Genomic DNA, 21,690 nt, shown 5'->3' with positions numbered 1-21,690 from the left:
GCGTCCCCGCGTGTGCTCACCCGCTTCATCTGTCGTATCCCGACAGGCCCCGGAGTCCGTGCCCGATGAGGCAGGAGGACCCGGTGGCGACACACGCCGCGCAGGCAGCACCCGACCCGAGCGTCACCGCGATGCGCCGGGCCGTCGAGCTGGCCTCCCGCGGACTCGGCTCCACCAGCCCCAACCCCGTCGTCGGCTGCGTCATCACCGACCCCGCGGGCACCGTCGTCGGCGAAGGCTGGCACGAGCGGGCGGGCGGCCCCCACGCCGAGGTCCACGCCCTGCGCGCCGCAGGGGAAGCCGCCCGCGGCGGCACCGCCTACGTCACCCTCGAGCCCTGCAACCACACCGGCCGCACCGGCCCCTGCGCCCAGGCGCTCATCGAGGCCGGGATCACCCGCGTGGTCTACGCCGTCTCCGACCCGAACCCCCAGGCCAGCGGCGGCGGAGCCACCCTGCGCGCCGCCGGGGTCCGCACCGAGGCGGGCCTCCTCGCCGACGAGGCCGAGCAGGGCAACGCCGCCTGGCTGACCTCCGTGCGCCTGGGCCGCCCCCACGTCACCTGGAAGTACGCCGCCACCCTCGACGGCCGCAGCGCCGCCGAGGACGGCAGCAGCCGCTGGATCACCTCCCCGGAGTCCCGCGCCGACGTGCACCGGCTGCGCGCCGAGGCCGACGCGGTCCTCGTCGGCGGCGGCACCCTGCGCGCCGACGACCCGCACCTGGCCGTCCGCGGCATCGACGGGGCCGTCCAGCCGCTGCGCGTCGCCCTCGACACCCGCGCCGGCCTGCCGCCGGCCGCCCGGATCCTGGACGACGCCGCCCCGACCCTGCTCGTCACCGGCGAGGACGCCGACACCTCGCACCTGCCCGGCACCGACGTCCTGCGGCTCCCGCTGCACGACGGCCGCGTCGACGTCCGCGAACTCCTCGAGCGGCTGTACGCACGCGGCGTGCGCTCCGTCCTCCTCGAAGGCGGCCCCACCCTCGCCGGAGCCTTCCTTGAGGCCGGGGTGGTCGACCGCGTCGTCGGCTACATCGCCCCGGCCCTCCTCGGCGCCGGCCCCGCCGCCCTCGCCGGCGCCGGCATCACGAACATCGCCCACGCGGTCCGCCTCGAGATCACCGAAGCCGTCCGCACCGGCACCGACCTGCGCATCACCGCCGTCCCCACCCACGCCCCCAAGGAGCACTGAGTGTTCACCGGAATCGTCGAAGAACTGGGCGAGGTCACCGCCGTCGAGCAGCTCGCCGAAGCCTCCCGCTTCCGTCTGCGCGGCCCCGTCGTGACCGAAGGCGCCAAGCACGGCGACTCGATCGCCGTCAACGGCGTCTGCCTGACCGTGGTGGACACCGCGGACGGCGAGTTCACCGCCGACGTCATGCAGGAGACGCTCAAGCGCTCCAGCCTCGGTGCGCTGGCCGCCGGCTCCCGGGTGAACCTGGAGCGCCCCATGGCCCTCGGCGGACGGCTCGGCGGCCACCTCGTCCAGGGCCACGTGGACGGCACCGGACGGATCCTCTCCCGCACCCCCTCGGAGCACTGGGAGATCGTCAAGGTCTCGCTGCCGGAGAACCTCGCAAGGTACGTCGTAGAGAAGGGCTCTATCACTGTGGACGGCGTGAGCCTCACCGTGGTCGAGGCCGCCGCCGACTACTTCACCATCAGCCTCATCCCCACCACCCTCGCGCTGACCACCCTCGGCATCAAGCAGAGCGGAGACCCGGTCAACCTCGAGGTCGACGTCCTCGCGAAGTACGTCGAGCGCCTGCTGGCCGCCGGCGTGAACCCCCTCGACGCGAAGGAGACGGACCAGTGACCGCCCTGACCTGGCTCAACGCCCAGGCCTTCGAGGTCTTCGGCCAGAAGGTCATCTGGTCCGACATGATCGGCAACCTGATGGGCCTGGCCGCCCTCGCCCTCGGCTGGCGGCGCTCCATATGGACCTGGCCCGCCCAGCTGCTGTCCGGCCTGATCCTCGTCGCCGCCTACGCCTCCGCCCACCTCGCGGGCGGCATCGGCAAGCAGCTGCTGGTGATCTCCGTCGCGGTCTGGGGCTGGCGCGCCTGGCAGCTCGGCCGCCGCAGCGCCCAGGACGGCTCCATCGCCGTGCGCACCGCCACCTGGAAGGAGCGCGGACTGCTCCTGGCCGGGGCGGCGGCGGGCACCCTCGCCGTCGGCGGCCTGTTCACCCTCTACCCGGCCCTGTCGTGGAGCCCGTGGGCCGACGCCTACATCTTCGTCGGCACGATCGTGGCGATGGTGGCCCAGGCCCGCGGCCTCGTGGAGTTCTGGTTCGCCTGGCTCCTCGTCGACCTCGTCGGCGTGCCCCTCGCCTTCAACAGCGGCCTGGTCTTCTCCGGCCTCGTCTACGTCGTCTACTTCGCGCTCGTCCTGTGGGGCGCCTACGACTGGTACCAGCGCTCGCGCACCACCCCCGCCACGGCCCTCGAAGGAGCAACGGCATGACCACCATCCTCAAGTCCGTGCCGGACCCCGCCCAGGAGACCTTCCGCCTCGACCCCGTCGAGCAGGCCATCCGCGACATCGCCGCCGGCCGTCCCGTGGTCGTCGTCGACGACGAGGACCGCGAGAACGAGGGCGACCTCGTCATCGCCGCCGAGAAGGCCACCCCCGAGATCGTCGCGTTCATGATGAGCGAGTGCCGGGGCCTGATCTGCGCGCCGATGGAGGGCCCCGAGCTGGAGCGCCTCGAGCTCCCGCAGATGGTCCAGAACAACACCGAGTCGATGAAGACCGCCTTCACCGTCTCCGTCGACGCCACCGCCGCCCACGGCGTCACCACCGGCATCTCCGCCGCCGACCGCGCCACCACCCTGCGCCTGCTGGCCAACGGCACCTCCGAGGCGGGCGACTTCGTCCGCCCCGGCCACATCTTCCCGCTGCGCGCCAAGCCCGGCGGCGTCCTGGTCCGCAACGGCCACACCGAGGCCGCCGTCGACCTCGCCCGCCTCGCGGGCCTGCGGCCCGCCGGCGCCATCGTGGAGATCGCCGGCGAGGACGGGGTGATGCTGCGGCTGCCCGAGCTGATCCCCTTCGCCCGCAAGCACGGCCTGACGATCATCTCCATCGAGGACCTGATCGCCTACCGCCGCTCCGCCGAGCCGACCGTGCGCCGCGAGGCCGAGGTCAGCCTGCCGACCGCCGCCGGCGAGTTCACGGCGTACGGCTACCGCTCCACCGCCGACGGCGTCGAGCACGTCGCCCTCGTCACCGGTGAGATCGGCGACGGCGAGGACGTCCTGGTCCGGATGCACTCCGAATGCCTGACCGGCGACATCTTCCAGTCCCAGCGCTGCGACTGCGGCCCCCAGCTCCAGGCCTCCATGGCCCGCATCCAGGCCGAGGGCCGCGGCGTGGTCGTCTACCTGCGCGGCCACGAGGGCCGGGGCATCGGATTGCTGTCCAAGATGCGCGCCTACGAACTCCAGGAGCGCGGCCGCGACACCCTGGACGCCAACCTGGAACTCGGCCTGCCCGCCGACGCCCGCGACTACGGGGCCGGCGCCCAGATCCTCGCCGACCTCGGCGTCCGCAGCGTCCGGCTGCTGACCAACAACCCCGACAAGTCCGACGCCCTCGTCCGCCACGGCATCACCGTCGCCGGCCGGGAGCCCATGCCCGTCGAGGCGGGCGAGCACAACCTGCGGTACCTGCGCACCAAGCGGGACCGGATGGGGCACGACCTGCCCTGGCTGGAGGGTGCCGTACCCACCTCCGCCTGCGGCAACCAGTAAGCACGTACACCCACCCCCTTCAAGACACCCCAGCGGAACGAAACACCGAGGAGCAGAGCTGTGAGCGGCAAGGGCGCACCCGAACTGAGCGTGAAGAACTGCGGAGACCTCCGGGTGGCCGTCATCGCGGCCCAGTGGCACGAGAAGATCATGGACGGTCTGGTCGACGGCGCCCTGCGGGCCCTGCACGAGCTGGGCATCGACGAGCCGACCCTGCTGCGCGTCCCCGGCAGCTTCGAGCTGCCGGTCGTGGCGAAGGTACTGGCCGGCCGCGGCTACGATGCCGTCGTCGCGCTCGGAGTGGTCATCCGCGGCGGCACCCCGCACTTCGACTACGTCTGCCAGGGCGTCACCCAGGGCCTGGTGCAGGTGTCGATCGACACCGGAGTCCCCGTCGGCTTCGGCGTCCTGACCTGCGACAACGAGGAGCAGGCGCTGGACCGCGCCGGCCTTGAGGGGTCGAACGAGGACAAGGGGCACGAAGCGGTCACCGCCGCCGTCTCCACCGCCATGACCCTGCGCACCGTCAGCGAACCCTGGCGGTAGTCCACGGAGTGAACCCCGGCACCGGGGGTGCGCGCCGAACCCGTACCCTGAGGGAATCATGGCGAACAAACCCACCAAGAGCTTCGAAGAACTCTTCACCGAGCTCCAGCTCAAGGCCGCCGACGGCGACCCCAGCACCTCCCGTACCGCCGAGCTCGTCGCCAAGGGCGTCCATGCCATCGGCAAGAAGGTCGTCGAGGAGGCCGCCGAGGTCTGGATGGCCGCCGAGTACGAGGGCAAGGAAGCCGCCGCCGAGGAGATCTCGCAGCTGCTGTACCACGTCCAGGTGATGATGGTCGCGCGCGGGATCTCGCTCGACGACGTCTACGCGCACCTCTAGGCCGGAGCCCCCGCACCGGGGCCGCCGCCCCGCCCACCCCCTTTCGCTCTCTACGCACCAAAGGAAGCCCATGCTGCGCATCGCCGTCCCCAACAAGGGTTCACTCTCCGGACCGGCGTCGGCGATGCTCCATGAGGCCGGCTACCGCCAGCGCAAGGAGTCCAAGGAACTCGTCACGGTCGACCCCGACAACGAGGTCGAGTTCTTCTACCTCCGCCCGAAGGACATCGCGATCTACGTCGCCTCGGGCAAGCTGGACATCGGCATCACCGGACGCGACCTGCTGCTGGACTCCGGCGCCAACGCCGAGGAGATCCTGCCGCTGAACTTCGGCCGCTCCACCTTCCGCTACGCCACCAAGCCCGGCACCGCCAAGGGCCCGGAGGACTTCGGCGGCATGACGATCGCCACCTCCTACGAGGGGATCGTCGCCAAGCACCTCGCCGACCAGGGCATCGACGCCTCCGTCGTCCACCTGGACGGCGCCGTCGAGACCGCCATCGAGCTCGGCGTCGCCCAGGTCATCGCCGACGTCGTCGAGACCGGCACCAGCCTGCGCAACGCCGGCCTGGAGGTCGTCGGCGAGCCGATCCTCCAGTCCGAGGCGACCGTCATCCGCCGCACCGGCGCCGACAACGACGACCCCAAGGTCGCGCAGTTCCTGCGCCGCCTCCAGGGCGTCCTGGTGGCCCGCAGCTACGTGATGATGGACTACGACTGCCGCGCCGAGCACCTGGAGCGCGCCGTCGCCCTCACCCCGGGCCTGGAGTCGCCGACCATCTCCCCGCTGCACAACGAGGGCTGGGTCGCGGTCCGCGCGATGGTCCCCGCCAAGGAGGCGCAGCGGATCATGGACGACCTGTACGAGCTCGGCGCGCGGGCGATCCTCACCACCTCGATCCACGCCTGCCGCCTCTAGGCCCTCCAGGCCACCGCCGGGTCCGGGCCCTGCCCGGATCCGGACCCGGCCCCGGCGCCGGCCCCCGCGCCGTCCCTCCCGTCACGCCATACCCAGAAGGCCCAGCGCACCATGAGCGAGTCCGCCGCCCACCCCGCACCGCCCGCCCTGCCGGTCACCTTCCGGCCGACCCGGACCCGGGCGGTGCTGCTGGGCGTCGGGCTCGCCATGTTCGCCACCATCACGGCGATCGCGGTGCTCCTGGAGAACCTCAGCACCGGCGAGCGGATCAGCTTCGTCTTCACCGCCGTCCTGCTGACCTCCGTCCTCGTCCTGCTCAGCCGCCCCAAGGTGGTGGCGGACGAGGCCGGGGTCACCGTGGTGAACCTCACCACCACCCGCCGCCTGGAGTGGGCGCAGATCCTGCGGGTGAACCTCCGCCCGGGCGACCCGTGGGTGTTCCTCGACCTCAGCGACGGCACCAGCCTGCCGGTCCTCGGCATCCAGCCCGGCATCGCCAAGGCCCGCGCCATCGGCGACGCCCGCGCCCTGCGCGCCCTCGCCGAGACCCGCGGAACCGGCCCGGACGGCCACTGACCCGGCCGAGCCCGTCGCGGCGTCCCATTGCGGCGGCGATCTCAATGACTACCCTGGTGGCGGGGCGCAGCTGTGCGCCCTCCCACCCGCCCCGGGACCCCGTGGCCCGTGGGCACCTGCGACCAGAGGAGTGACTCCCTCCAGCAATGGACGGATCGTCCGGTAGTACCCGCGCCGCCCTCCCCATCAGGACGGCGGCATGACCATCCCGCTACTGCTGCTCGTGGCGGCCTTCGTGCTCATCCTCGCCAACGGTTTCTTCGTGGCCGCCGAGTTCGGCCTCGTCACCGTCGAGAAGCCCGAGGCCGAACGCGCCGCCGCCGAAGGCGACCGCCGTGCCCGCACGGTGGTCGAGGCCCTGCGGGAGCTGTCCTTCCAGCTCTCCGGCACCCAGCTCGGCATCACCATCACCTCCCTCGTGGTCGGCATGCTCGCCGAACCGGCCCTCGCGGCCCTGCTGTCGGGGCCGCTCGCCGCGACCGGCATGCCCGCGGGCGCCGTCTCCGGCGTCGCCGTCTTCATCGGCATGCTGCTCGCCTCCGCCGTCCAGATGGTCGTCGGCGAGCTCGTCCCGAAGAACTGGGCGGTCTCGCGGCCGCTCCAGGTGGCCCGCTTCGTGGCCGGCCCGCAGCAGGTCTTCTCCCGGGCCTTCCGGCCCGTCATCGCCGGCCTCAACTCCGTCGCGAACCGCCTCGTGCGGGCCCTCGGCGTCGAGCCCGCCGAGGAGATGGCCTCCGCCCGCACCCCGGGCGAGCTGGTCTCGCTGGTCCGCCATTCGGCCCAGGCCGGCGCGCTCGAACAGGACACCGCCGACCTCTTCGTACGGACCCTGTCGCTCGGCGATCTCACCGCCCAGCACGTCATGACCCCGCGCGTGAAGGTCAGCGCCCTCCAGCACACGGCCACCGCGGCCGACGTGCTGAACCTGACCCGCGCCACCGGCCTGTCCCGCTTCCCGGTCTACCGCGAGCGCATCGACGAGATCACCGGCGTCGTCCACCTCAAGGACGCCCTCGCCGTGCCCGAGTCCGAACGCGCCCGCACCACCGTCGGCCGGATCTGCGTCGCCCCGCTGCTGGTGCCCGGCTCCCTGCCGGTGCAGCCGCTGCTGGAGCGGCTGCGCAGCGAACAGCCGATGGCCGTGGTCGTCGACGAGTACGGCGGCACCGCCGGCGTGGTCACCCTGGAGGACATCGTGGAGGAACTCGTCGGAGAGGTCCGCGACGAGCACGACCTCGCCGAGGACGACAGCCCCGAACTGGCCGCCGTACCGGCGGAGGACGGCCGGCCCTCCTGGGAGGCCGACGGCAGCTGCCGCGTCCACACCCTGCGCCGGATAGGCCTCGAAGTGCCCGAGGGGCCCTACGAGACCGTCGCCGGGCTCGTGGCCGACCTCCTCGGCCGGATCCCCGCCCCCGGGGACCGCGCCGAGCTGCCCGGCTGGAAGCTCTCCGTCCGCCAGGTCCGGCGCAACCGCGCCGAACGGGTGCGGCTGGTCCGCCTCACGGCGGTACCGGCCCCCTCGAGCGCCCGGCCGGCCTCCGAGCTGGAAGGCGCCGCCCGGTGAACGCCCTCCAACTGCTCTTCGCCCTGCTCCTGGTCCTGGCCAACGGCTTCTTCGTCGGAGCCGAGTTCGCGCTCGTCTCCGTACGGCGCAGCCAGGTCGAGCCCCTGGCCGCCGCCTCCTCGCGGGCCCGCCAGGTGCTGTACGGCCTGGAGAACCTGCCGCGCATGATGGCCGCCGCCCAGTTCGGCATCACCATGTGCTCCCTCACCCTCGGAGCCGTCGCCGAGCCCACGGTGGCCCGGCTGCTGGAGCCCGTCTTCCACGCCGCGCACGTGCCCGAGGGGCTGATCCACCCCCTCGGCTACGTGGTCGCCCTGTCGGCGGTCGTCTTCCTGCACCTGGTCATCGGCGAGATGGTGCCGAAGAACCTCGCGATGGCCGCCCCGGAGCGGACCGCCCTGTGGTTCAGCCCCGGCCTCGTCGCCTTCGCCCGGGTCTGCGGCCCGGTCACGGCCGCTCTCGGAGCGTGCGCGGCCCTCGTCCTGCGCCTGTTCAAGGTCGAACCGAAGGACGAGGTCGAGGCCGTCTACACCAGCGCGCAGCTCGGCCGGCTCCTCAAGGACTCCCGGCAGGCCGGGCTCCTCGAACCGGTCGAGCAGGAACGCCTGGAGGACGCCCTGGAACTGGGCACCCGCCCGGTCACCGACGTCCTGCTCAGGCGGGACCGCCTGGTCACGGTGGGCCCCGCGGTCACGCCCCGGCAGATCGAGCAGCTGACGGTCCGCACGGGCTACTCCCGCTTCCCCGTCCGCTCCGAGACCGGGGCCTTCATGGGGTACCTCCACGTCAAGGACGTCCTCGACCTGGAGGACCGCGAACGGGCCGTTCCGCAGCGGGTGTGGCGCCGGATGACCACGCTGTGCTCCACCCTCCCGCTGGACGACGCCCTCACCGTGATGCGCCGCGACGCCACCCACCTCGCCCAGGTGGCCGACCCCGCGGGCCGCATCCTGGGCCTGGTGGCGCTGGAGGACGTCCTGGAGATGCTGGTGGGCGAGGTCCGCGACCCGTCGCACCGCCCCTACGTCCGGGCCCTCTGAGGCACCCCCCTCCCGGCCGCGGCACGCGCCGCGGTCAGGAGGGGTTCGGGCCGCGGCCCGAGAGGACCTCGCCGTACGCCTGCATCAGGTCCGGCAGGCGGAGCGTCGCCAGGTCCTCCCGGGACGGCTCGCCGGCGAAGCCGGCCAGCCGCAGGTCCCGGTACGCGCAGCTCTTCTCGTACAGGGTCCGCAGGAAACGGCCGTTGCCCAGCTCGTCGATCCAGCCCTGCTCCACCACGTGTGCGCTGATGCTGCGCAGCTCCTCCCGCGCCTCCTCGTCCCAGCAGTCCCCGTTCGCCTCGGCCAGGACCCCGCCGATCGCCGTCAGCTCCACCGGCCGGTAGCTCGGGAAGTCGACCCGGGTCGTGAACCGCGAGGACAGCCCGGGATTGGCGGCCAGCAGCCGGTCCATCCCCGCCGGGTAGCCCGCCAGGATGACCACCAGGTGGTCACGGTTGTCCTCGGCTCGCTTCAGCAGCACCTGGAGGGCCTCGTCGCCGTAGGCGTCGCCCTTGCTGTAACCCGAGTTGGACAGGCTGTACGCCTCGTCCACGAACAGCACCCCGCCGATCGCGGAGTCGATCAGCTCGTTGGCCTTGACGGCGGTCTGCCCGAGGAACTCGCCGACCAGGTCGGCCCGCTGCGCCTCCACCAGGTGGTCCCCGCCCAGCAGCCCCAGCGCGTAGAAGACCCGCCCCAGGATCCGGGCCACCGTGGTCTTGCCCGTCCCCGACGGCCCGGAGAAGACGAAGTGCCGCTTCGGGGGCTGCACCGGAAGCCCCTGGGCGGCCCGCAGCCGGGCCATGTGCAGCTGCGCCGACAGGGCCTTCACCTGCCGTTTCACCGGCTCCAGCCCCACCATCCGCTCCAGCTCCGCCAGCGCCTCGGCGAGCAGCGCCGGATCGGCGGGCCCGGCCGGCAGCCCGCCCGGAGCACCCTGCGGGGGCACCGGCAGCCGGTGCCGTACGCCCTCGCGCCGGTCCGTGCCCGTCGGTTCCCCGGGGGTCGGCGGGTCGGGGTCCACCTGCCCGTCCGGCGCGATGTCCTGGACCGGGCCGCCGCCCGGCCCGCCGCCCCCGCCGCCCAGGGCGACCGCCGCGTAGTGCCCGGCCAAGCCCTCGCTGAGCTGGCCGCCGTAACCTCCGTACCCGAAGGCGTCGGCCATACCGGCCATATCGTCGGGGTCGGTGCTGTCCTCGATGGCCGTCAGCCGGGCCGCGGTGTCCATGAACGCCGGGTCCACCCGGTGCACCGCCCGGTACAGCGGCAGCGCCGCCGCGCTGCGCCCGGTGCCCTCGCGGGCCCGCGCCAGCCAGTACCGCAGCTCCTTGCGCTGCGGCTGCTCACTGCGGCACCGCATCAGCGCCGCCGACAGCATCGGCTCGGCCTGCCCGTACATCTCCAGCCGGACCCGGGCCATCCCGCCGAAGAGCCCCGCCTCGATCCCGAGCAGCGGGTCGAGGAGCAGCGGCTCGGTGTGCCGTACGAGCTGCTCCCAGTCCTTGACCAGATAGGCGCGGCAGGCGTGCAGGAACCGCACCTGGGGATCGGTGTCCACCGGCGGCAGCGCGGCGAGGGCCTGGTCCAGTTCGGGGACGTGCCGCCCGTCCAGCCAGTGGGAGGCGTGGGCGAGCAGCAGGTCCCGCCGGCTCTCCAGCACCGGCTGCACCCACCAGCCCAGCCAGTACCAGGAGTTGAGCGTCCGCCGGTGCCGGGCGCGCTGCTCGCCGAAGCGGTCCCGGTGCGCGTACATGCGCAATAACGCGTTGGTGGTGTCCACCCGCAGGGCGTGCAGCCCCAGCCAGCCGTCGGCCATGGCGGGATCGAGCCCGACGGCCGTGCGGAACTCCTCCTCGGCCTGCGGGTAGGCGCCCATCGTGCAGGCGTCGACCCCGCGGAGCCAGGCGAGTTCGGCCGGAGCGTGTGCGCTGCCCGGCATGCCGAAGTCCATCACATCCCCCACAAGCATGCCCCGTGGTGCGCGGCAAACTCCGCTTAGCGCACGCGAGTTGTCCGACCCCGCCGATGAAATCAGGGCTGCATCGTACCTGCGGTGACGCACCTTACCCAGGGTGCGGCGGGCACGGGTCGGGGCCGGCCGCCCCCGGTGCGTGGTCACTCAGGGTGAGGGCGGGCGGGCGGAGCGCTGTGCGCGGCCCCCTCCGGAAGCCCCGCCGGGGCAGAACGAAGCCCCCGATCACGGGGGAACAATCGGGGGCTCCGCGTCCGCAGCGGCCTTCGCAGGCCGCGCATTCAGAACGTACGGCGGTTCCCCGGCCCGGGTCAAGCGGGTCGGGGAAGCCCTGCGGGGCCGTCTGCGCGCGGCCGCTCAGGCCTGGGGGAGTCCGTGACGCCCGGTGACCGAAGGGGTCGTTCCCGGGGTCACAGAAGCCCCGGAAGTCCACTCGTATCCCGTACCGCTCTGATGCACCAAGGTGTCCGCGAAGGGGCGTGAAGGATCATCCGAGAAGTGCGCGAGTTCCGCGCGCTCCCATCCGTCCCAGAAGCCGGACAGTTCGCGCCCGTCCCGGTTCCGCCCGCGTCCCCACGACGTCTCGCGGGGGGTCTCCATCCACAGCAGCCGCGCCAGATGGGGGCGCAGCTCCCGCCGTCCGGCGCCCACGCCCTCGACGATCAGCACCGGCGCGGGCTCCAGCACCCGCTCCGGGCCGAAGCGGCGCTCCACCCAGTCGTACGGAGCCCAGCGCGCGGCCCGGCCGGCGGCGAGCGGCTCCAGCACCTGCGCCCGCACCCGTCCCGGCCAGCCGAAGAGCTCCTCGTGGGTGGCCACGTCGTCCAGGTGCAGCACGGGCGCGCCCCCGAGGGCCGCGGCGAGCCGCTCGGCGAAGGTGCTCTTGCCCGAGCCGGCGTGCCCGTCGACGCCGATCACCCGGACCGGGCCGAGCGAGGGCGGCAGGGCGGCGAGCTCCCGCGCGAGCGACTCGAGTGACTGCTGTGGCTCCACCCGGTCAGAGTACGGGCCGCGCGACCCGCCGACACGTGCCCCGGGCTTCCGCCGCCGCGCGGCCGGGAACTGGAAGGGTGGAGCAGCCGGACCACCAGACCGACCCCCGGGGGACACGCGATGACCGCACCCACGCCACGCAGGGCCCTGCTGGCCGTAGCCCTGGCCGCCGCCACCGCGGCGACCGTCCCCGGCGGCCGCGCCTCGGCCGTCTCCGCCCCCGCCGCCGCCCCAGGGGAAACCGCAGGGCAGCCCCCCCAGCCGGAACCGGTACACGTCCCCGACGGCGGCGGGGCCCCGGCCCCGACGGTCGACAACCGGTTCTGGTACGCGTACGGCCACTGGCAGGCCGGCACCCACCGCGGCACCGCCGCCGCCGACGGCGCCCGCCCGGGCCTGCGGATCGCGACCCCGGCCGGCCGCACCCAGTACACCGACCCCCACACGGCCCGGACGTCCACCTGGGAGTACGCCACCTGGACCTCCCCGCTGCACCGTTCCACGGTCCCCGCCACCGAGGCCGTCGCCTCCTGGAACGCCCGCACCCCGGCCGGCACCTGGATCCAGACCGAGCTGCGCCCCGCCTACACCGACGGTTCGCGCGGCCCCTGGTACGTGATGGGCCGCTGGGCCGCCGGGGACGGCGACATCCGCCGCACCTCCGTGGACGGCCAGACCGACGGCCGCACCACCGTGTGGACGGACACCCTGGCGGTGGACGCCCCGGCCGCGGCCGCGGGCCTGCGCATCTCCGGCTGGCAGCTGCGCCTGACCCTCCACCGCAAGCCCGGCACCGCCGCCGGACCCGTCGTCTGGCTGGCCGGGGCGATGTCCTCCGCCGTCCCGGACCGGTTCACCGTCCCGGCCTGCGCCCCCTCGGGCCGGGCCCACGAGCTGCGGGTCCCGCGCTACTCGCAGGAGGTCCACGCCGGCCGGTACCCGGAGTACGACAACGGCGGGGAGGCCTGGTGCAGCCCCACCTCCTCCCAGATGGTCATCGAGTACTGGGGCCGCAAGCCCAGCGCCGCGTCCCTCGGCTGGGTCCGCCCCGGCTACTCCGACCCGCAGGTCTGCCACGCGGCCCGCTCCACCTACGACGCCGCGTACAAGGGCTGCGGGAACTGGCCCTTCAACGCCGCCTACGCGGCCACCTACCGGGACCTCGCCGGCGTGGTCACCCGGCTGACCTCCCTCGCCGATCTGGAGACCCTGGTCCGGGCCGGCATTCCGGCCATCACCTCGCAGTCCTTCCTGGCGCACGAGCTCACCGGGGCCGGCTACGGCACCGCGGGCCACCTGATGACGGTCATCGGCTTCACCGCCGCCGGAGACGTGATCGCCAACGACCCGAACTCGGCGGACAACGACTCCGTACGGCGCGTCTACGCCCGCCGGCAGTGGGAGAACGTGTGGCTGCGCACCAAGCGGCACGACGCCGCCGGGAAGACGGTCTCGGGCAGCGGCGGCGTCTGCTACCTGTACGTCCCGGCCCGGCCGGACGCGGCGCAGGTCACGGCCCTGCGGGAGGTCGGGGTGCTGTGAGCGGGGCGCCCTGGGGACGGGTGGCGGGGCCCTGCGGAAAAGCCCGCTGAACCGAATGGCTTAACGGGCTGAATATGGGCATAAAGGGCATGTAAGGCTTCGCTAGGAGGCAGCCCACCATGACCACCCATTCGAGCATCGAACACCACCCGGACCTTGCCGAAATGCGGACTCGGTTCGAGAGGGTGACGACCACTCCCGCCGCGCAGGCCGTCGAGGCGCTGGCCCTGATCACGGGCCTGTATCTGGCGGCTTCGCCCTGGATAGCCGGGTTCAGCGTGCTGGGCCCGCTGGCCATCAACAACCTCATCGCCGGTCTGGCCTTCTGCCTGTGCATGAGCGGGCTGGGCTCGGCGTACGAGCGCACCCACGCGATGGCCTGGACGGCGGTCGCGATCGGCGCCTGGACCATCGTGGCCCCCTGGGTCATCGCCGGTGAGATGGACACGACCCGCAGCATCGTCAGCAACGTCATCACCGGAATCGTCGCCCTGTGCCTCGGCCTGGCCATGGTCGCCATGGGCGGGCGGCAGCGCTCGGCGCACCAGCGCGCGGCGCACCAGCGCACCACGACGCCCTGACCGGGAGGGCATCCTCCGCCGGGCCCCGGCCGCGCCTCCGCACCATCGGAGGCCGCCGGGGCCCGGCGGCGTGAGCTGCGCCACCAGTGACCCTCCTCATATACCGCGAAAGCCTCTTACGCTGGCACATTGGACGGCATGACCGCACACACCGCCGCCCTCACCGCCCGCGCCCGCCGTCTCGTCGGGACCGGTGGCCCCCAGGAGGACTCCGCCTGGCTGGAGCACGTACTCGGCTGGACCCTGGTGGTCGTCGTGGCCATGTTCGTCACCCAGGTCGGCTGGCTGTAGCCCCGGTCCCGGACCGGCTTCCGGCCGGGATCACGAGGCGATGTGCGGGCTCATAGGGCCTAACGCGCAGCAAGCGGCCGCCCGTTGCCCGCAGGCACTCCGTACGACGCCCCCTCCGCGGGCGACATCGCCCGCCCTTCGGGCGTCGCCGAGCGGCTCGTCGCCCGCACCCAGGGGAGGGCTCCGCGTCACCGAGGCGTTCGTCCCGGACTGTCCGGCTCCTCCAGCGGTCCCCGAGGAGCCCGCGAGGCACCCGCGAGGGGCCCGGATGATCATGACAATCATGTACCGGTGACGTAAAGCGCCTGATCGGGCATACTCAAGCCGCCGCAGCCGCTGTTCGAGCCCTCCCGCGACCCGGGAGGGCAGCATCGGCTGTGCGAGACCGAGACCCGGCGGCGCGTCCCACACCTCACGCGTCGCCGCCGTGCCCGAACGAGGGAGGAGAGCGCCGCCATGACAGACCGCGCCCCGCAGCCGGTGGACCGTCAGCTGCCCACCGAGGAGTCCCGGGACCTCCTCGCGCTCGTACGCGAGATCGCCCAGCGGGAGATCCGCCCGCACGCCGCCGACGAGGAGGAGACCGGCCGGTTCCCCCGCGAGGTCTTCACCCTCCTGTCCGAGTCGGGGCTGCTCGGGCTTCCGTACGGCGGTGAGTTCGGCGGCGGCGACCAGCCGTACGAGGTCTACCTGCAGGTGCTGGAGGAGCTCGCGGCCGCCCGCCTGACCGTCGGCCTCGGCGTCAGCGTGCACTCCCTCGCCTGCCACGGCCTCGCCGGCTACGGCACCAAGGAGCAGAAGGCCGCCCACCTGCCGGGCATGCTCGGCGGCGGCCTCCTCGGCGCGTACTGCCTCTCCGAGCCGGCCGCCGGCTCGGACGCCGCCTCGCTCACCACGAAGGCGGTGCGCGACGGCGACGACTGGCTGATCACCGGCACGAAGGCCTGGATCACCCACGGCGGGGTCGCCGACTTCTACACCGTCCTCGCCCGCACCGGAGCCCCGGGCGCCAAGGGCATCACGGCCTTCCTCGTGCCCGGCGACGCCCCCGGCCTGACCGCGGCCGTTCCCGAGAAGAAGATGGGCATGAAGGGCTCGCCCACCGCCCAGCTGCACTTCGACGGCGTCCGCGTGCCCGACACCCGGCGGATCGGCGAGGAGGGGCAGGGCTTCACCATCGCCCTGGCCGCCCTCGACGCCGGCCGGCTCGGGATCGCCGCCTGCGCCATCGGCGTGGCCCAGGCCGCCCTGGACGAGGCCCTCGCCTACGCGCTCGGCCGCCAGCAGTTCGGGCACCCGATCGCGGACTTCCAGGGGCTGCGCTTCATGCTGGCCGACATGGCCACCAAGATCGAGGCGGGGCGGGCGCTCTACCTCGCGGCCGCGCGGCTGCGCGACGCGGGCAAGCCCTTCTCCCGGCAGGCGGCGATGGCCAAGCTCTTCTGCACGGACGCGGCCATGGCCGTCACCACCGACGCGGTGCAGATCCTCGGCGGCTACGGCTACACCGCGGACTTCCCCGTGGAGCGGCTGATGCGCGAGGCGAAGGTGCTCCAGATCGTGGAGGGCACCAACCAGATCCAGCGCATGGTCATCGCCCGCCACCTGGCCGGCCCCGAGACCCGCTGACACCGCCCCCGGACCCGGCCCCCGGCGTGCGCCCCGCGGCGTCCGCCCGCCGGGCCGGGGTCACGGGCTGTTGTAGAGCGGGCCGCTCGGCCAGATCGGCGACGAGGCGATCCGGGACCACTCCGGGTCGCGCCGCCCCGGCAGTGTCCGGCCGTCGGCGGCCCACCGGGCCAGCAGGTCGCCGTAGATCGGCGGGTCCGGGTGCCGCGGCCTGCCGTGCTGCGGGCCCGGCTCCCGGACCGCCTGCTGAACCGATTCTTCGTAACCCGGCGGGGTGGGGCGCCGCCTGCGCCCCGCTCTCGCCGAAGGCGTTTCGAGGGTGGTCATGCACCGCCAACGCAGGACCCGACGCACGGGTAACCCCTCCCCGCCCGCGCCCATCCGTTCGAGCCGTCCCACGCGCGCGGGGGCGCGCGCCCGGTGCCGCGGCCCGGGGCGGCGCACTCCGGGGAGCGGCCCGGCCGGGAGTGGCCGGGAGTGCCGTGCTGTCAGGGTGTGCCAGGGCTCTGGCCGCGAGCGGGATATCTGACGTACCGTCATATCCGCTCAGCAGCCCTGCCCGCCCTGCGCCCCCCGGAGGTTTGCCGTGCCCGCGGACCGCCCCGTCGCCCTCGACGAGTACCCCGTCCACCAGGCCCCGCTGTCGATGAAGCACCACGTCAGCGGGGACCGCAACGCCTACGACCGCTGCATCTTCCACGTCTTCGACCACGCCGGCCGCGCCGTCCTCATCCTCGGGCTCGGCGTCTACCCCAACGCCGGCGTCATCGACGCGTACGCGACCTTGCGCCTGGGCGACGAGCTCCTCGCCGTCCGCGCCTCCGACGCCCTCACCGACGACCGGATGAACCTCTCGGTCGGCCCCCTCTCGATCACCGTCGACCAGCCGCTCAAGCGGCTCACCCTGCGCTGCGACCCCGACCCGGCGGACCCGCACGGCCTCTCCTACGACGTCACCTGGACCGCCGAGTTCCCCGCCGTCTGGGAGCCCCACCACATCCAGCGCCGCGGCGACCGCCTCATGCTCGAAGGCCGCCGCTTCGTCCAGGCCGGCAACGTCACCGGCACCGTCCGGGCCCGGGGCGAGGAGCTCACCCTCACGCCGGGGGAGTGGACCGGCACCCGCGACCGCAGCTGGGGGGTGCGCCCCATACCCGGCGAGGACGGCGGCCGGGCCGCCGAGGAGCACCGGCCCGAGGGCTTCCACTGGCTCTGGATCCCCGTCCGCTTCGAGGACCGCTTCCTGATGGTCATCGCCCAGGAGGACGCCGACGGCCACCGCACCCTCAACGAGGCGGTCCAGGTGTTCCCCGAGGACAGCGGCCGCCACGACGTCCAGCTCGGCTGGCCGCAGGCCGAGATCCACTACCGGTCCGGGAGCCGCCACCCCGAGAGCGCGGTCGTCCACCTCACCGACCCCTCCCGCAAGCCCCTCGAACTCGGCGTGCGGATCCTGAACTCCTCCCCGCTCGCCGTCGGCGCCGGCTACCCGCCCGCCGCCGACTGGCAGCACGGCACCTGGCAGGGCCGGGGCTGGACCGACCGCCGCGCCTACGACCTCTCCGACCCGGCCGCCCACCCCATGGCCGCCTTCGGCGTCACCGACCACTCGGCCCGCTTCACCCTCGACGGACAGACCGGCTTCGGCATCTTCGAGCACGGCAGCTTCGGCCGCCACGACCCCAGCGGCTTCGCCGACTACGCCTCCGTCGCGCCCTGACCCCGCCCCGAGAGAGGAACGGTCCCGCATGGCCACGGCACCACGTCCCCGCACCTCCACCCGCGAACCGGAGGAACTCGGCCGCCGCCTCGCGGCCTGGCTCGACGGCCGCCTCCCCGGCGCGAAGGTCGCGAACACATCCGTCCCCGGCTCCAACGGCATGTCCAGCGAGACCCTGCTCTTCGACATCGAACACCCCGACGCCCCCGTCCGCGCCTGCGCCCTGCGCCTGGCCGCCGACCCGGCCGCCTACACCGTCTTCCCCTCCTACGACATGCCCCGCCAGCACCGCGTGATGAGCCTGGTCGCCGAGCACACCGACCTGCCCGTCCCGCGGGTGCTGTGGCTGGAGGAGGACCCGGCCCCGCTGGGAGCGCCGTTCTTCGTGATGGCCCGCGCCGAGGGCCGCGTACCGCCCGACGTCATGCCCTACACGTACGAGGGGAACTGGCTGCACTCCGCCACCGACGCCGAGCGCGCCGCACTCCAGGAGGCGAGCATCTCCCTCCTCGCCCGGCTGCACGACCAGTTCCCCGCCAAGGAGGCCGAGTTCCTCCTCCCGGCGGGCGAGGGCAGCCCGCTGCGCCGCCACGTCGACGCGCAGCGCGCCTACTACGCGTGGGTGGTGTCCGGCCTGGCGCGCTCGCCCCTGCTGGAGCGGGCCTTCGACCGGCTGGAGGAACTCTGGCCGGCCGACGAGGGCGAGCCGGTCCTCAACTGGGGGGACGCCCGCATCGGCAACGTCGTCTACGACGGCTTCCGGCCGGTGGCGGTCCTCGACTGGGAGATGGCGGCCTGCGCCCCGCGCGAGGTGGACCTCGGCTGGACGGTCTACCTGCACCGCTTCTTCCAGGACCTCACCGTCGGCTTCGGCCAGGCCGGCCTGCCGGACTTCCTGCGCCGCGAGGACCTGGAGCGCCGGTACGCCGAACTCACCGGGCACACCCCGCGCGACATGGAGTTCCACACCCTGTACGCCGCCCTGCGGCACGGGATCGTGATGCTGCGCATCGCCTACCGGCAGGCCCATTTCGGGGAGGTGGAGGTCCCCGCCGACCCCGACGGGCTGATCCTGCACCATGCCAGCCTGGCCGACATGGTGCAGGGCGCCTACTGGTAGGAAGCGGACCGGCGGACCCGGTGGCGGATCAGGCGGCCTGCGCGTGCTGGCTCTTGCGCGGCAGCGGGGCCGCCTCCGGCCGTACGGGACGCGAGCCCGGGCCGCCGACGTGCGAGAACGGCTGCGTCCGCCAGTCCAGCCCCTGCGGCAGGCTCAGGTGCACGACGGGCTCCAGCTCCTGCTGCTCCGGCAGGAGCGCACCCAGCGTCGGCAGCGCGTCCGCGACCGGGCGGCCGGTGCCCGCGCACACCGTGAGCCCGAACGGGTTCCACGGGGTGAGGCACAGCGCGTGCTGCGGCAGGTGCTCCTCGTCGGCGACGAGGGCGATCGACTGCCCGCAGTCCGGGCAGACCGCGTGGCGGACCTCGAAGTCCTCGGCGTCGCCGGGTTCGAGGTACTCCCCGTCGTCCGCATAGCCGGCCTCGACGGATTCCAGGGGCTCCGGTTCGGTGCGACCGGCGCGCTTGGTGTTCAGCATGGATGTACTCCCCCTTGGGTGGGCCGGGCGGGCAGGTTCTTCGGCCACGGCCACACCAAGCACTTCCCGCCACGCGGCACGAGTAACCACAAGAGCGGGATGTACGCCCGTACAAGCCTGTGGCTTTGGTCACATGCCCGCCGCAGGTGCCACTTCTGCGTGGACACCGCTGTGCCTGGAGCCGCTCGGGGCAATAGGTTGTGCGGCTATGAGCGCAATGGAGGAGTTGGACCGCCAGATCGTTGATCTGCTCGTGCGGGACGGGCGGATGAGCTACACGGATCTGGGCAAGGCCACCGGACTGTCCACGTCCGCGGTCCACCAGCGAGTACGCCGGCTGGAGCAGCGCGGAGTGATCCGCGGCTACGCGGCCGTCGTGGACCCCGAGGCGGTGGGCCTGCCGCTGACCGCCTTCATCTCGGTCAAGCCGTTCGACCCGAGCGCGCCGGACGACATCGCGGACCGGCTGGCGGGCGTGCCCGAGATCGAGGCGTGCCACAGCGTGGCCGGCGACGAGAACTACATCCTCAAGGTCCGCGTGGCCACCCCCCTGGAACTCGAGGACCTCCTGGGCCGCCTGCGCGCCCTGGCGCACGTCTCCACCCGCACCACCGTGGTCCTCTCCACCCCCTACGAGGCCCGCCCACCGCGCGTCTAGTCGGACTCCGGCCCCGTCGGCGTTCGAGGCGCGGGGTCCGGGGCGGAGCCCCGGCGAACAGCCGAAGGGCGGGCAGGGGACCGGCCCCGCGCGGCGGCACCCCGCAGCCCCCGCCCGACACCCGCGCCACCCGGGGGAACCCGCGGCCGGCGCAGGGGCGAGACTGGTCCCCATGAGCGACCGCACCCCCTCCGCCGACGCCGCCGGAGCCCCCGCCCCCACCCGCACCGTCCTCCTGCGCGGAGGCGAGGTGCACAGCCCCGCCGACCCCTTCGCCACCGCGATGGTCGTCGAACGCGGCCGCGTCGCCTGGGTCGGCTCCGAGGGCGCCGCCGACGCCTTCGCGCAGGGCGTGGACGAGGTCGTCGACCTCGGCGGGGCGCTCGTCACCCCCGCTTTCACCGACGCCCACGTCCACATGACCTCCGCGGGCCTCGCCCTCACCGGCCTCGACCTGACCGGCGCCGGCTCGCTCGCCGAGGCCCTCGACCTCGTACGGGCGTACGCCGCCCGGCGGCCCGCCGACCGGGTGCTCCTCGGGCACGGCTGGGACGCCTCCGTGTGGCCCGAGCGCCGTGCACCGCGCCGCGCGGAGCTCGACGAGGCGGCGGGGGGCCGCCCGTTGTACCTGAGCCGGATCGACGTGCACTCGGCCGTGGTCACCACCGCCCTGCTGGACCTCGTCTCCGGAGTCCACCCGCACGGCGACGAGCCGCTGACCCGCGACGACCACCACGCCGTGCGCCGGGCCGCGCTGGCCGCCGTCACCCCCGCCCAGCGCGCCGAGGCGCAGCGCGCGGCCCTGGACCGGGCGGCCTCCCTCGGCATCGGCTCCGTGCACGAGTGCGGCGGGCCCGACATCTCCTCCGCCGAGGACTTCGCCGGCCTGCTGGCCCTGGCCGCCGGACGCCCCGGCCCGCGCGTCTTCGGCTACTGGGCCGACCGGGACCTCGACCTGGCGCGGGAGCTCGGCGCCGCCGGCGCCGCGGGCGACCTCTTCGTCGACGGCGCGCTGGGCTCGCACACCGCCTGCCTGCACGCCCCGTACGCCGACGCCCCGCACACCGGGACGGGCTACCTGGACGCCCGGGAGGTCGCCGAGCACGTGGCCGCCTGCACCGACGCCGGCCTCCAGGCCGGGTTCCACGCCATCGGGGACGCGGCCGTCGAAGCGGTGACCGAGGGCGTGCGGGCGGCCGCCGAGAAGGTGGGCCTCGCCCGGGTGCGGGCGGCCCGGCACCGCGTCGAACACGCCGAGATGATGACCCCCGCCACCATCGCCGCCTTCGCGGAGCTCGGCCTCACCGCCTCCGTCCAGCCCGCCTTCGACGCCGCCTGGGGCGGGGACGAGGGGATGTACGCGGACCGGCTCGGCGTGGAGCGGGCCCGCACCCTCAACCCGTACGCCGCCATGCTCAAGGCCGGGGTCCCGCTCGCCTTCGGCTCCGACGCACCCGTCACCCCGCTCGACCCCTGGGGCACGGTGCGGGCCGCCGCCTTCCACCGCACCCCCGCCCACCGGATCTCCGTACGGGCCGCCTTCGCCGCCCACACCCGCGGCGGCTGGCGGGCGCTGGGCCGCGACGACGCGGGTGTCCTCGTCCCCGGCGCCCCGGCCGACTACGCGGTCTGGCAGACCGGCGAACTGGTGGTCCAGGCCCCGGACGACCGGGTCGCCCGCTGGTCCACCGACCCCCGCTCCGGCACGCCCGGCCTGCCCGACCTGAGCCCGGGCGGCCCCCTGCCGGTGTGCCTGGCGACGGTGGTCGGCGGCCGGGAGGTATTCGTACGCCCACAGGGGTGATCCACCGGGCCTCGGTTCGGTACGGGCGGCCCGACCCGGATAGGTTCGGCCGGGTCCACCACCGGACGTCCCCACCGGACGGTTCCGTCCGCTCAGCGCGCCCGCGCCTCGGGGGCGAGGGAAGGTTTCGCCGGTGGGGGCACCCCCCGGCGCGA

At 73.9% G+C, this 21,690-nt stretch carries 22 protein-coding genes; 18 read left to right on the top strand and 4 right to left on the bottom strand.

Annotated elements, in window-relative coordinates; translation table 11 throughout:
- Positions 1-131 precede the first annotated feature (131 nt).
- The 10 genes from ribD (at position 132) to AB0D45_RS11100 (ending at position 8,747) form a co-directional block, all read left to right on the top strand.
- A complete protein-coding gene (gene ribD, locus AB0D45_RS11145) occupies positions 132-1,196 on the top strand; it encodes a bifunctional diaminohydroxyphosphoribosylaminopyrimidine deaminase/5-amino-6-(5-phosphoribosylamino)uracil reductase RibD (RefSeq protein ID WP_362457244.1) in 1,065 nt (354 codons plus the stop codon).
- On the top strand, positions 1,197-1,820 hold the full coding sequence (locus AB0D45_RS11140; protein ID WP_361603393.1) for a riboflavin synthase: 624 nt from the start codon (positions 1,197-1,199) through the stop codon (positions 1,818-1,820).
- Complete coding sequence (locus AB0D45_RS11135; protein ID WP_361603390.1) at positions 1,817-2,470, top strand: nicotinamide mononucleotide transporter family protein; 654 nt, start codon at positions 1,817-1,819, stop codon at positions 2,468-2,470. The genes AB0D45_RS11140 and AB0D45_RS11135 overlap by 4 nt, the downstream gene beginning before the upstream one ends.
- Positions 2,467-3,759 carry a bifunctional 3,4-dihydroxy-2-butanone-4-phosphate synthase/GTP cyclohydrolase II gene (locus AB0D45_RS11130; RefSeq protein WP_361603387.1) on the top strand — a complete coding sequence of 431 codons (1,293 nt, stop codon included), beginning with the start codon at positions 2,467-2,469 and terminating at the stop codon, positions 3,757-3,759. Before AB0D45_RS11135 ends, AB0D45_RS11130 begins: the two co-directional genes overlap by 4 nt.
- Positions 3,760-3,819: 60 nt before the next feature.
- The gene (gene ribH, locus AB0D45_RS11125; protein ID WP_361603384.1) at positions 3,820-4,305 is read left to right on the top strand and encodes a 6,7-dimethyl-8-ribityllumazine synthase; all 486 of its coding nucleotides are present in this window, start codon (positions 3,820-3,822) and stop codon (positions 4,303-4,305) included.
- Positions 4,306-4,363: 58 nt separating this feature from the next.
- Positions 4,364-4,645 carry a phosphoribosyl-ATP diphosphatase gene (locus AB0D45_RS11120; RefSeq protein ID WP_361603381.1) on the top strand — a complete coding sequence of 94 codons (282 nt, stop codon included), beginning with the start codon at positions 4,364-4,366 and terminating at the stop codon, positions 4,643-4,645.
- 70 nt (positions 4,646-4,715) lie between these two features.
- On the top strand, positions 4,716-5,564 hold the full coding sequence (hisG, locus tag AB0D45_RS11115) for an ATP phosphoribosyltransferase (RefSeq protein WP_361603378.1): 849 nt from the start codon (positions 4,716-4,718) through the stop codon (positions 5,562-5,564).
- Between the two features lie 111 nt (positions 5,565-5,675).
- The gene (locus AB0D45_RS11110) at positions 5,676-6,140 is read left to right on the top strand and encodes a PH domain-containing protein (RefSeq protein ID WP_362457165.1); all 465 of its coding nucleotides are present in this window, start codon (positions 5,676-5,678) and stop codon (positions 6,138-6,140) included.
- 199 nt (positions 6,141-6,339) lie between these two features.
- On the top strand, positions 6,340-7,707 hold the full coding sequence (locus AB0D45_RS11105) for a hemolysin family protein (protein ID WP_362457162.1): 1,368 nt from the start codon (positions 6,340-6,342) through the stop codon (positions 7,705-7,707).
- Positions 7,704-8,747 (top strand): hemolysin family protein, encoded by a 1,044-nt coding sequence (locus AB0D45_RS11100; RefSeq protein WP_362457159.1) that lies wholly within the window; start codon positions 7,704-7,706, stop codon positions 8,745-8,747. Before AB0D45_RS11105 ends, AB0D45_RS11100 begins: the two co-directional genes overlap by 4 nt.
- A 34-nt stretch (positions 8,748-8,781) precedes the next feature.
- On the opposite strand, the gene AB0D45_RS11095 is transcribed toward AB0D45_RS11100, so the two are convergent.
- Both AB0D45_RS11095 and AB0D45_RS11090 read right to left on the bottom strand, forming a co-directional pair.
- Positions 8,782-10,698: an AAA family ATPase gene (locus AB0D45_RS11095; RefSeq protein ID WP_362457156.1), complete on the bottom strand. Its 1,917-nt coding sequence runs from the start codon at positions 10,696-10,698 to the stop codon at positions 8,782-8,784.
- A gap of 378 nt (positions 10,699-11,076) precedes the next feature.
- On the bottom strand, positions 11,077-11,712 hold the full coding sequence (locus tag AB0D45_RS11090; RefSeq protein ID WP_362457153.1) for a hypothetical protein: 636 nt from the start codon (positions 11,710-11,712) through the stop codon (positions 11,077-11,079).
- 120 nt (positions 11,713-11,832) lie between these two features.
- Between AB0D45_RS11090 and AB0D45_RS11085 the strand changes: the two genes are divergently transcribed.
- The 4 genes from AB0D45_RS11085 to AB0D45_RS11070 all read left to right on the top strand — a co-directional run bounded on the left by AB0D45_RS11085 (position 11,833) and on the right by AB0D45_RS11070 (position 15,755).
- Positions 11,833-13,254 (top strand): peptidase C39 family protein, encoded by a 1,422-nt coding sequence (locus AB0D45_RS11085; protein WP_362457150.1) that lies wholly within the window; start codon positions 11,833-11,835, stop codon positions 13,252-13,254.
- Positions 13,255-13,373: 119 nt separating this feature from the next.
- Complete coding sequence (locus tag AB0D45_RS11080; protein ID WP_361603360.1) at positions 13,374-13,835, top strand: SPW repeat protein; 462 nt, start codon at positions 13,374-13,376, stop codon at positions 13,833-13,835.
- A gap of 138 nt (positions 13,836-13,973) precedes the next feature.
- Positions 13,974-14,126 (top strand): SCO1431 family membrane protein, encoded by a 153-nt coding sequence (locus AB0D45_RS11075; protein ID WP_361603357.1) that lies wholly within the window; start codon positions 13,974-13,976, stop codon positions 14,124-14,126.
- 456 nt (positions 14,127-14,582) lie between these two features.
- Entirely contained in the window at positions 14,583-15,755 is a 1,173-nt protein-coding gene (locus tag AB0D45_RS11070) for an acyl-CoA dehydrogenase family protein (protein WP_362457147.1), read from the top strand.
- A 60-nt stretch (positions 15,756-15,815) separates the two neighbouring features.
- Here AB0D45_RS11070 and AB0D45_RS11065 read toward each other — a convergent pair whose 3' ends face one another.
- A complete protein-coding gene (locus tag AB0D45_RS11065) occupies positions 15,816-16,082 on the bottom strand; it encodes a hypothetical protein (protein WP_362457144.1) in 267 nt (88 codons plus the stop codon).
- A 319-nt stretch (positions 16,083-16,401) separates the two neighbouring features.
- On the opposite strand from AB0D45_RS11065, the gene AB0D45_RS11060 reads away from it, so the two are divergent.
- Positions 16,402-17,475 (top strand): hypothetical protein, encoded by a 1,074-nt coding sequence (locus AB0D45_RS11060; protein ID WP_362457241.1) that lies wholly within the window; start codon positions 16,402-16,404, stop codon positions 17,473-17,475.
- A gap of 28 nt (positions 17,476-17,503) precedes the next feature.
- Positions 17,504-18,595 carry a phosphotransferase family protein gene (locus tag AB0D45_RS11055; RefSeq protein WP_362457142.1) on the top strand — a complete coding sequence of 364 codons (1,092 nt, stop codon included), beginning with the start codon at positions 17,504-17,506 and terminating at the stop codon, positions 18,593-18,595.
- A gap of 28 nt (positions 18,596-18,623) precedes the next feature.
- Here AB0D45_RS11055 and AB0D45_RS11050 read toward each other — a convergent pair whose 3' ends face one another.
- Positions 18,624-19,073 (bottom strand): hypothetical protein, encoded by a 450-nt coding sequence (locus AB0D45_RS11050; protein WP_361603345.1) that lies wholly within the window; start codon positions 19,071-19,073, stop codon positions 18,624-18,626.
- A gap of 217 nt (positions 19,074-19,290) precedes the next feature.
- Between AB0D45_RS11050 and AB0D45_RS11045 the strand changes: the two genes are divergently transcribed.
- Both AB0D45_RS11045 and AB0D45_RS11040 read left to right on the top strand, forming a co-directional pair.
- Positions 19,291-19,731 (top strand): Lrp/AsnC family transcriptional regulator, encoded by a 441-nt coding sequence (locus tag AB0D45_RS11045; protein ID WP_030011705.1) that lies wholly within the window; start codon positions 19,291-19,293, stop codon positions 19,729-19,731.
- 172 nt (positions 19,732-19,903) lie between these two features.
- Positions 19,904-21,535: an amidohydrolase gene (locus AB0D45_RS11040; protein WP_362457139.1), complete on the top strand. Its 1,632-nt coding sequence runs from the start codon at positions 19,904-19,906 to the stop codon at positions 21,533-21,535.
- The last annotated feature ends 155 nt before the right edge of the window (positions 21,536-21,690 follow it).

This window comes from Streptomyces sp. NPDC048352 (genome assembly GCF_040651895.1).
GTDB lineage: Bacteria > Actinomycetota > Actinomycetes > Streptomycetales > Streptomycetaceae > Streptomyces.
This window is presented reverse-complemented; position numbering and strand designations above follow the sequence as displayed.

Coding starts and splice junctions, on each gene's coding strand:
- ribD (WP_362457244.1), top strand. CDS start 132: ATGCGCCGGGCCGTCGAGCTGGCCTCCCGCGGACTCGGCTCCACCAGC.
- AB0D45_RS11130 (WP_361603387.1), top strand. CDS start 2,467: ATGACCACCATCCTCAAGTCCGTGCCGGACCCCGCCCAGGAGACCTTC.
- AB0D45_RS11120 (WP_361603381.1), top strand. CDS start 4,364: ATGGCGAACAAACCCACCAAGAGCTTCGAAGAACTCTTCACCGAGCTC.
- hisG (WP_361603378.1), top strand. CDS start 4,716: ATGCTGCGCATCGCCGTCCCCAACAAGGGTTCACTCTCCGGACCGGCG.
- AB0D45_RS11110 (WP_362457165.1), top strand. CDS start 5,676: ATGAGCGAGTCCGCCGCCCACCCCGCACCGCCCGCCCTGCCGGTCACC.
- AB0D45_RS11105 (WP_362457162.1), top strand. CDS start 6,340: ATGACCATCCCGCTACTGCTGCTCGTGGCGGCCTTCGTGCTCATCCTC.
- AB0D45_RS11095 (WP_362457156.1), bottom strand. CDS start 10,698: ATGGACTTCGGCATGCCGGGCAGCGCACACGCTCCGGCCGAACTCGCC.
- AB0D45_RS11085 (WP_362457150.1), top strand. CDS start 11,833: ATGACCGCACCCACGCCACGCAGGGCCCTGCTGGCCGTAGCCCTGGCC.
- AB0D45_RS11080 (WP_361603360.1), top strand. CDS start 13,374: ATGACCACCCATTCGAGCATCGAACACCACCCGGACCTTGCCGAAATG.
- AB0D45_RS11075 (WP_361603357.1), top strand. CDS start 13,974: ATGACCGCACACACCGCCGCCCTCACCGCCCGCGCCCGCCGTCTCGTC.
- AB0D45_RS11070 (WP_362457147.1), top strand. CDS start 14,583: ATGACAGACCGCGCCCCGCAGCCGGTGGACCGTCAGCTGCCCACCGAG.
- AB0D45_RS11065 (WP_362457144.1), bottom strand. CDS start 16,082: ATGACCACCCTCGAAACGCCTTCGGCGAGAGCGGGGCGCAGGCGGCGC.
- AB0D45_RS11060 (WP_362457241.1), top strand. CDS start 16,402: ATGAAGCACCACGTCAGCGGGGACCGCAACGCCTACGACCGCTGCATC.
- AB0D45_RS11055 (WP_362457142.1), top strand. CDS start 17,504: ATGGCCACGGCACCACGTCCCCGCACCTCCACCCGCGAACCGGAGGAA.
- AB0D45_RS11050 (WP_361603345.1), bottom strand. CDS start 19,073: ATGCTGAACACCAAGCGCGCCGGTCGCACCGAACCGGAGCCCCTGGAA.
- AB0D45_RS11045 (WP_030011705.1), top strand. CDS start 19,291: ATGGAGGAGTTGGACCGCCAGATCGTTGATCTGCTCGTGCGGGACGGG.
- AB0D45_RS11040 (WP_362457139.1), top strand. CDS start 19,904: ATGAGCGACCGCACCCCCTCCGCCGACGCCGCCGGAGCCCCCGCCCCC.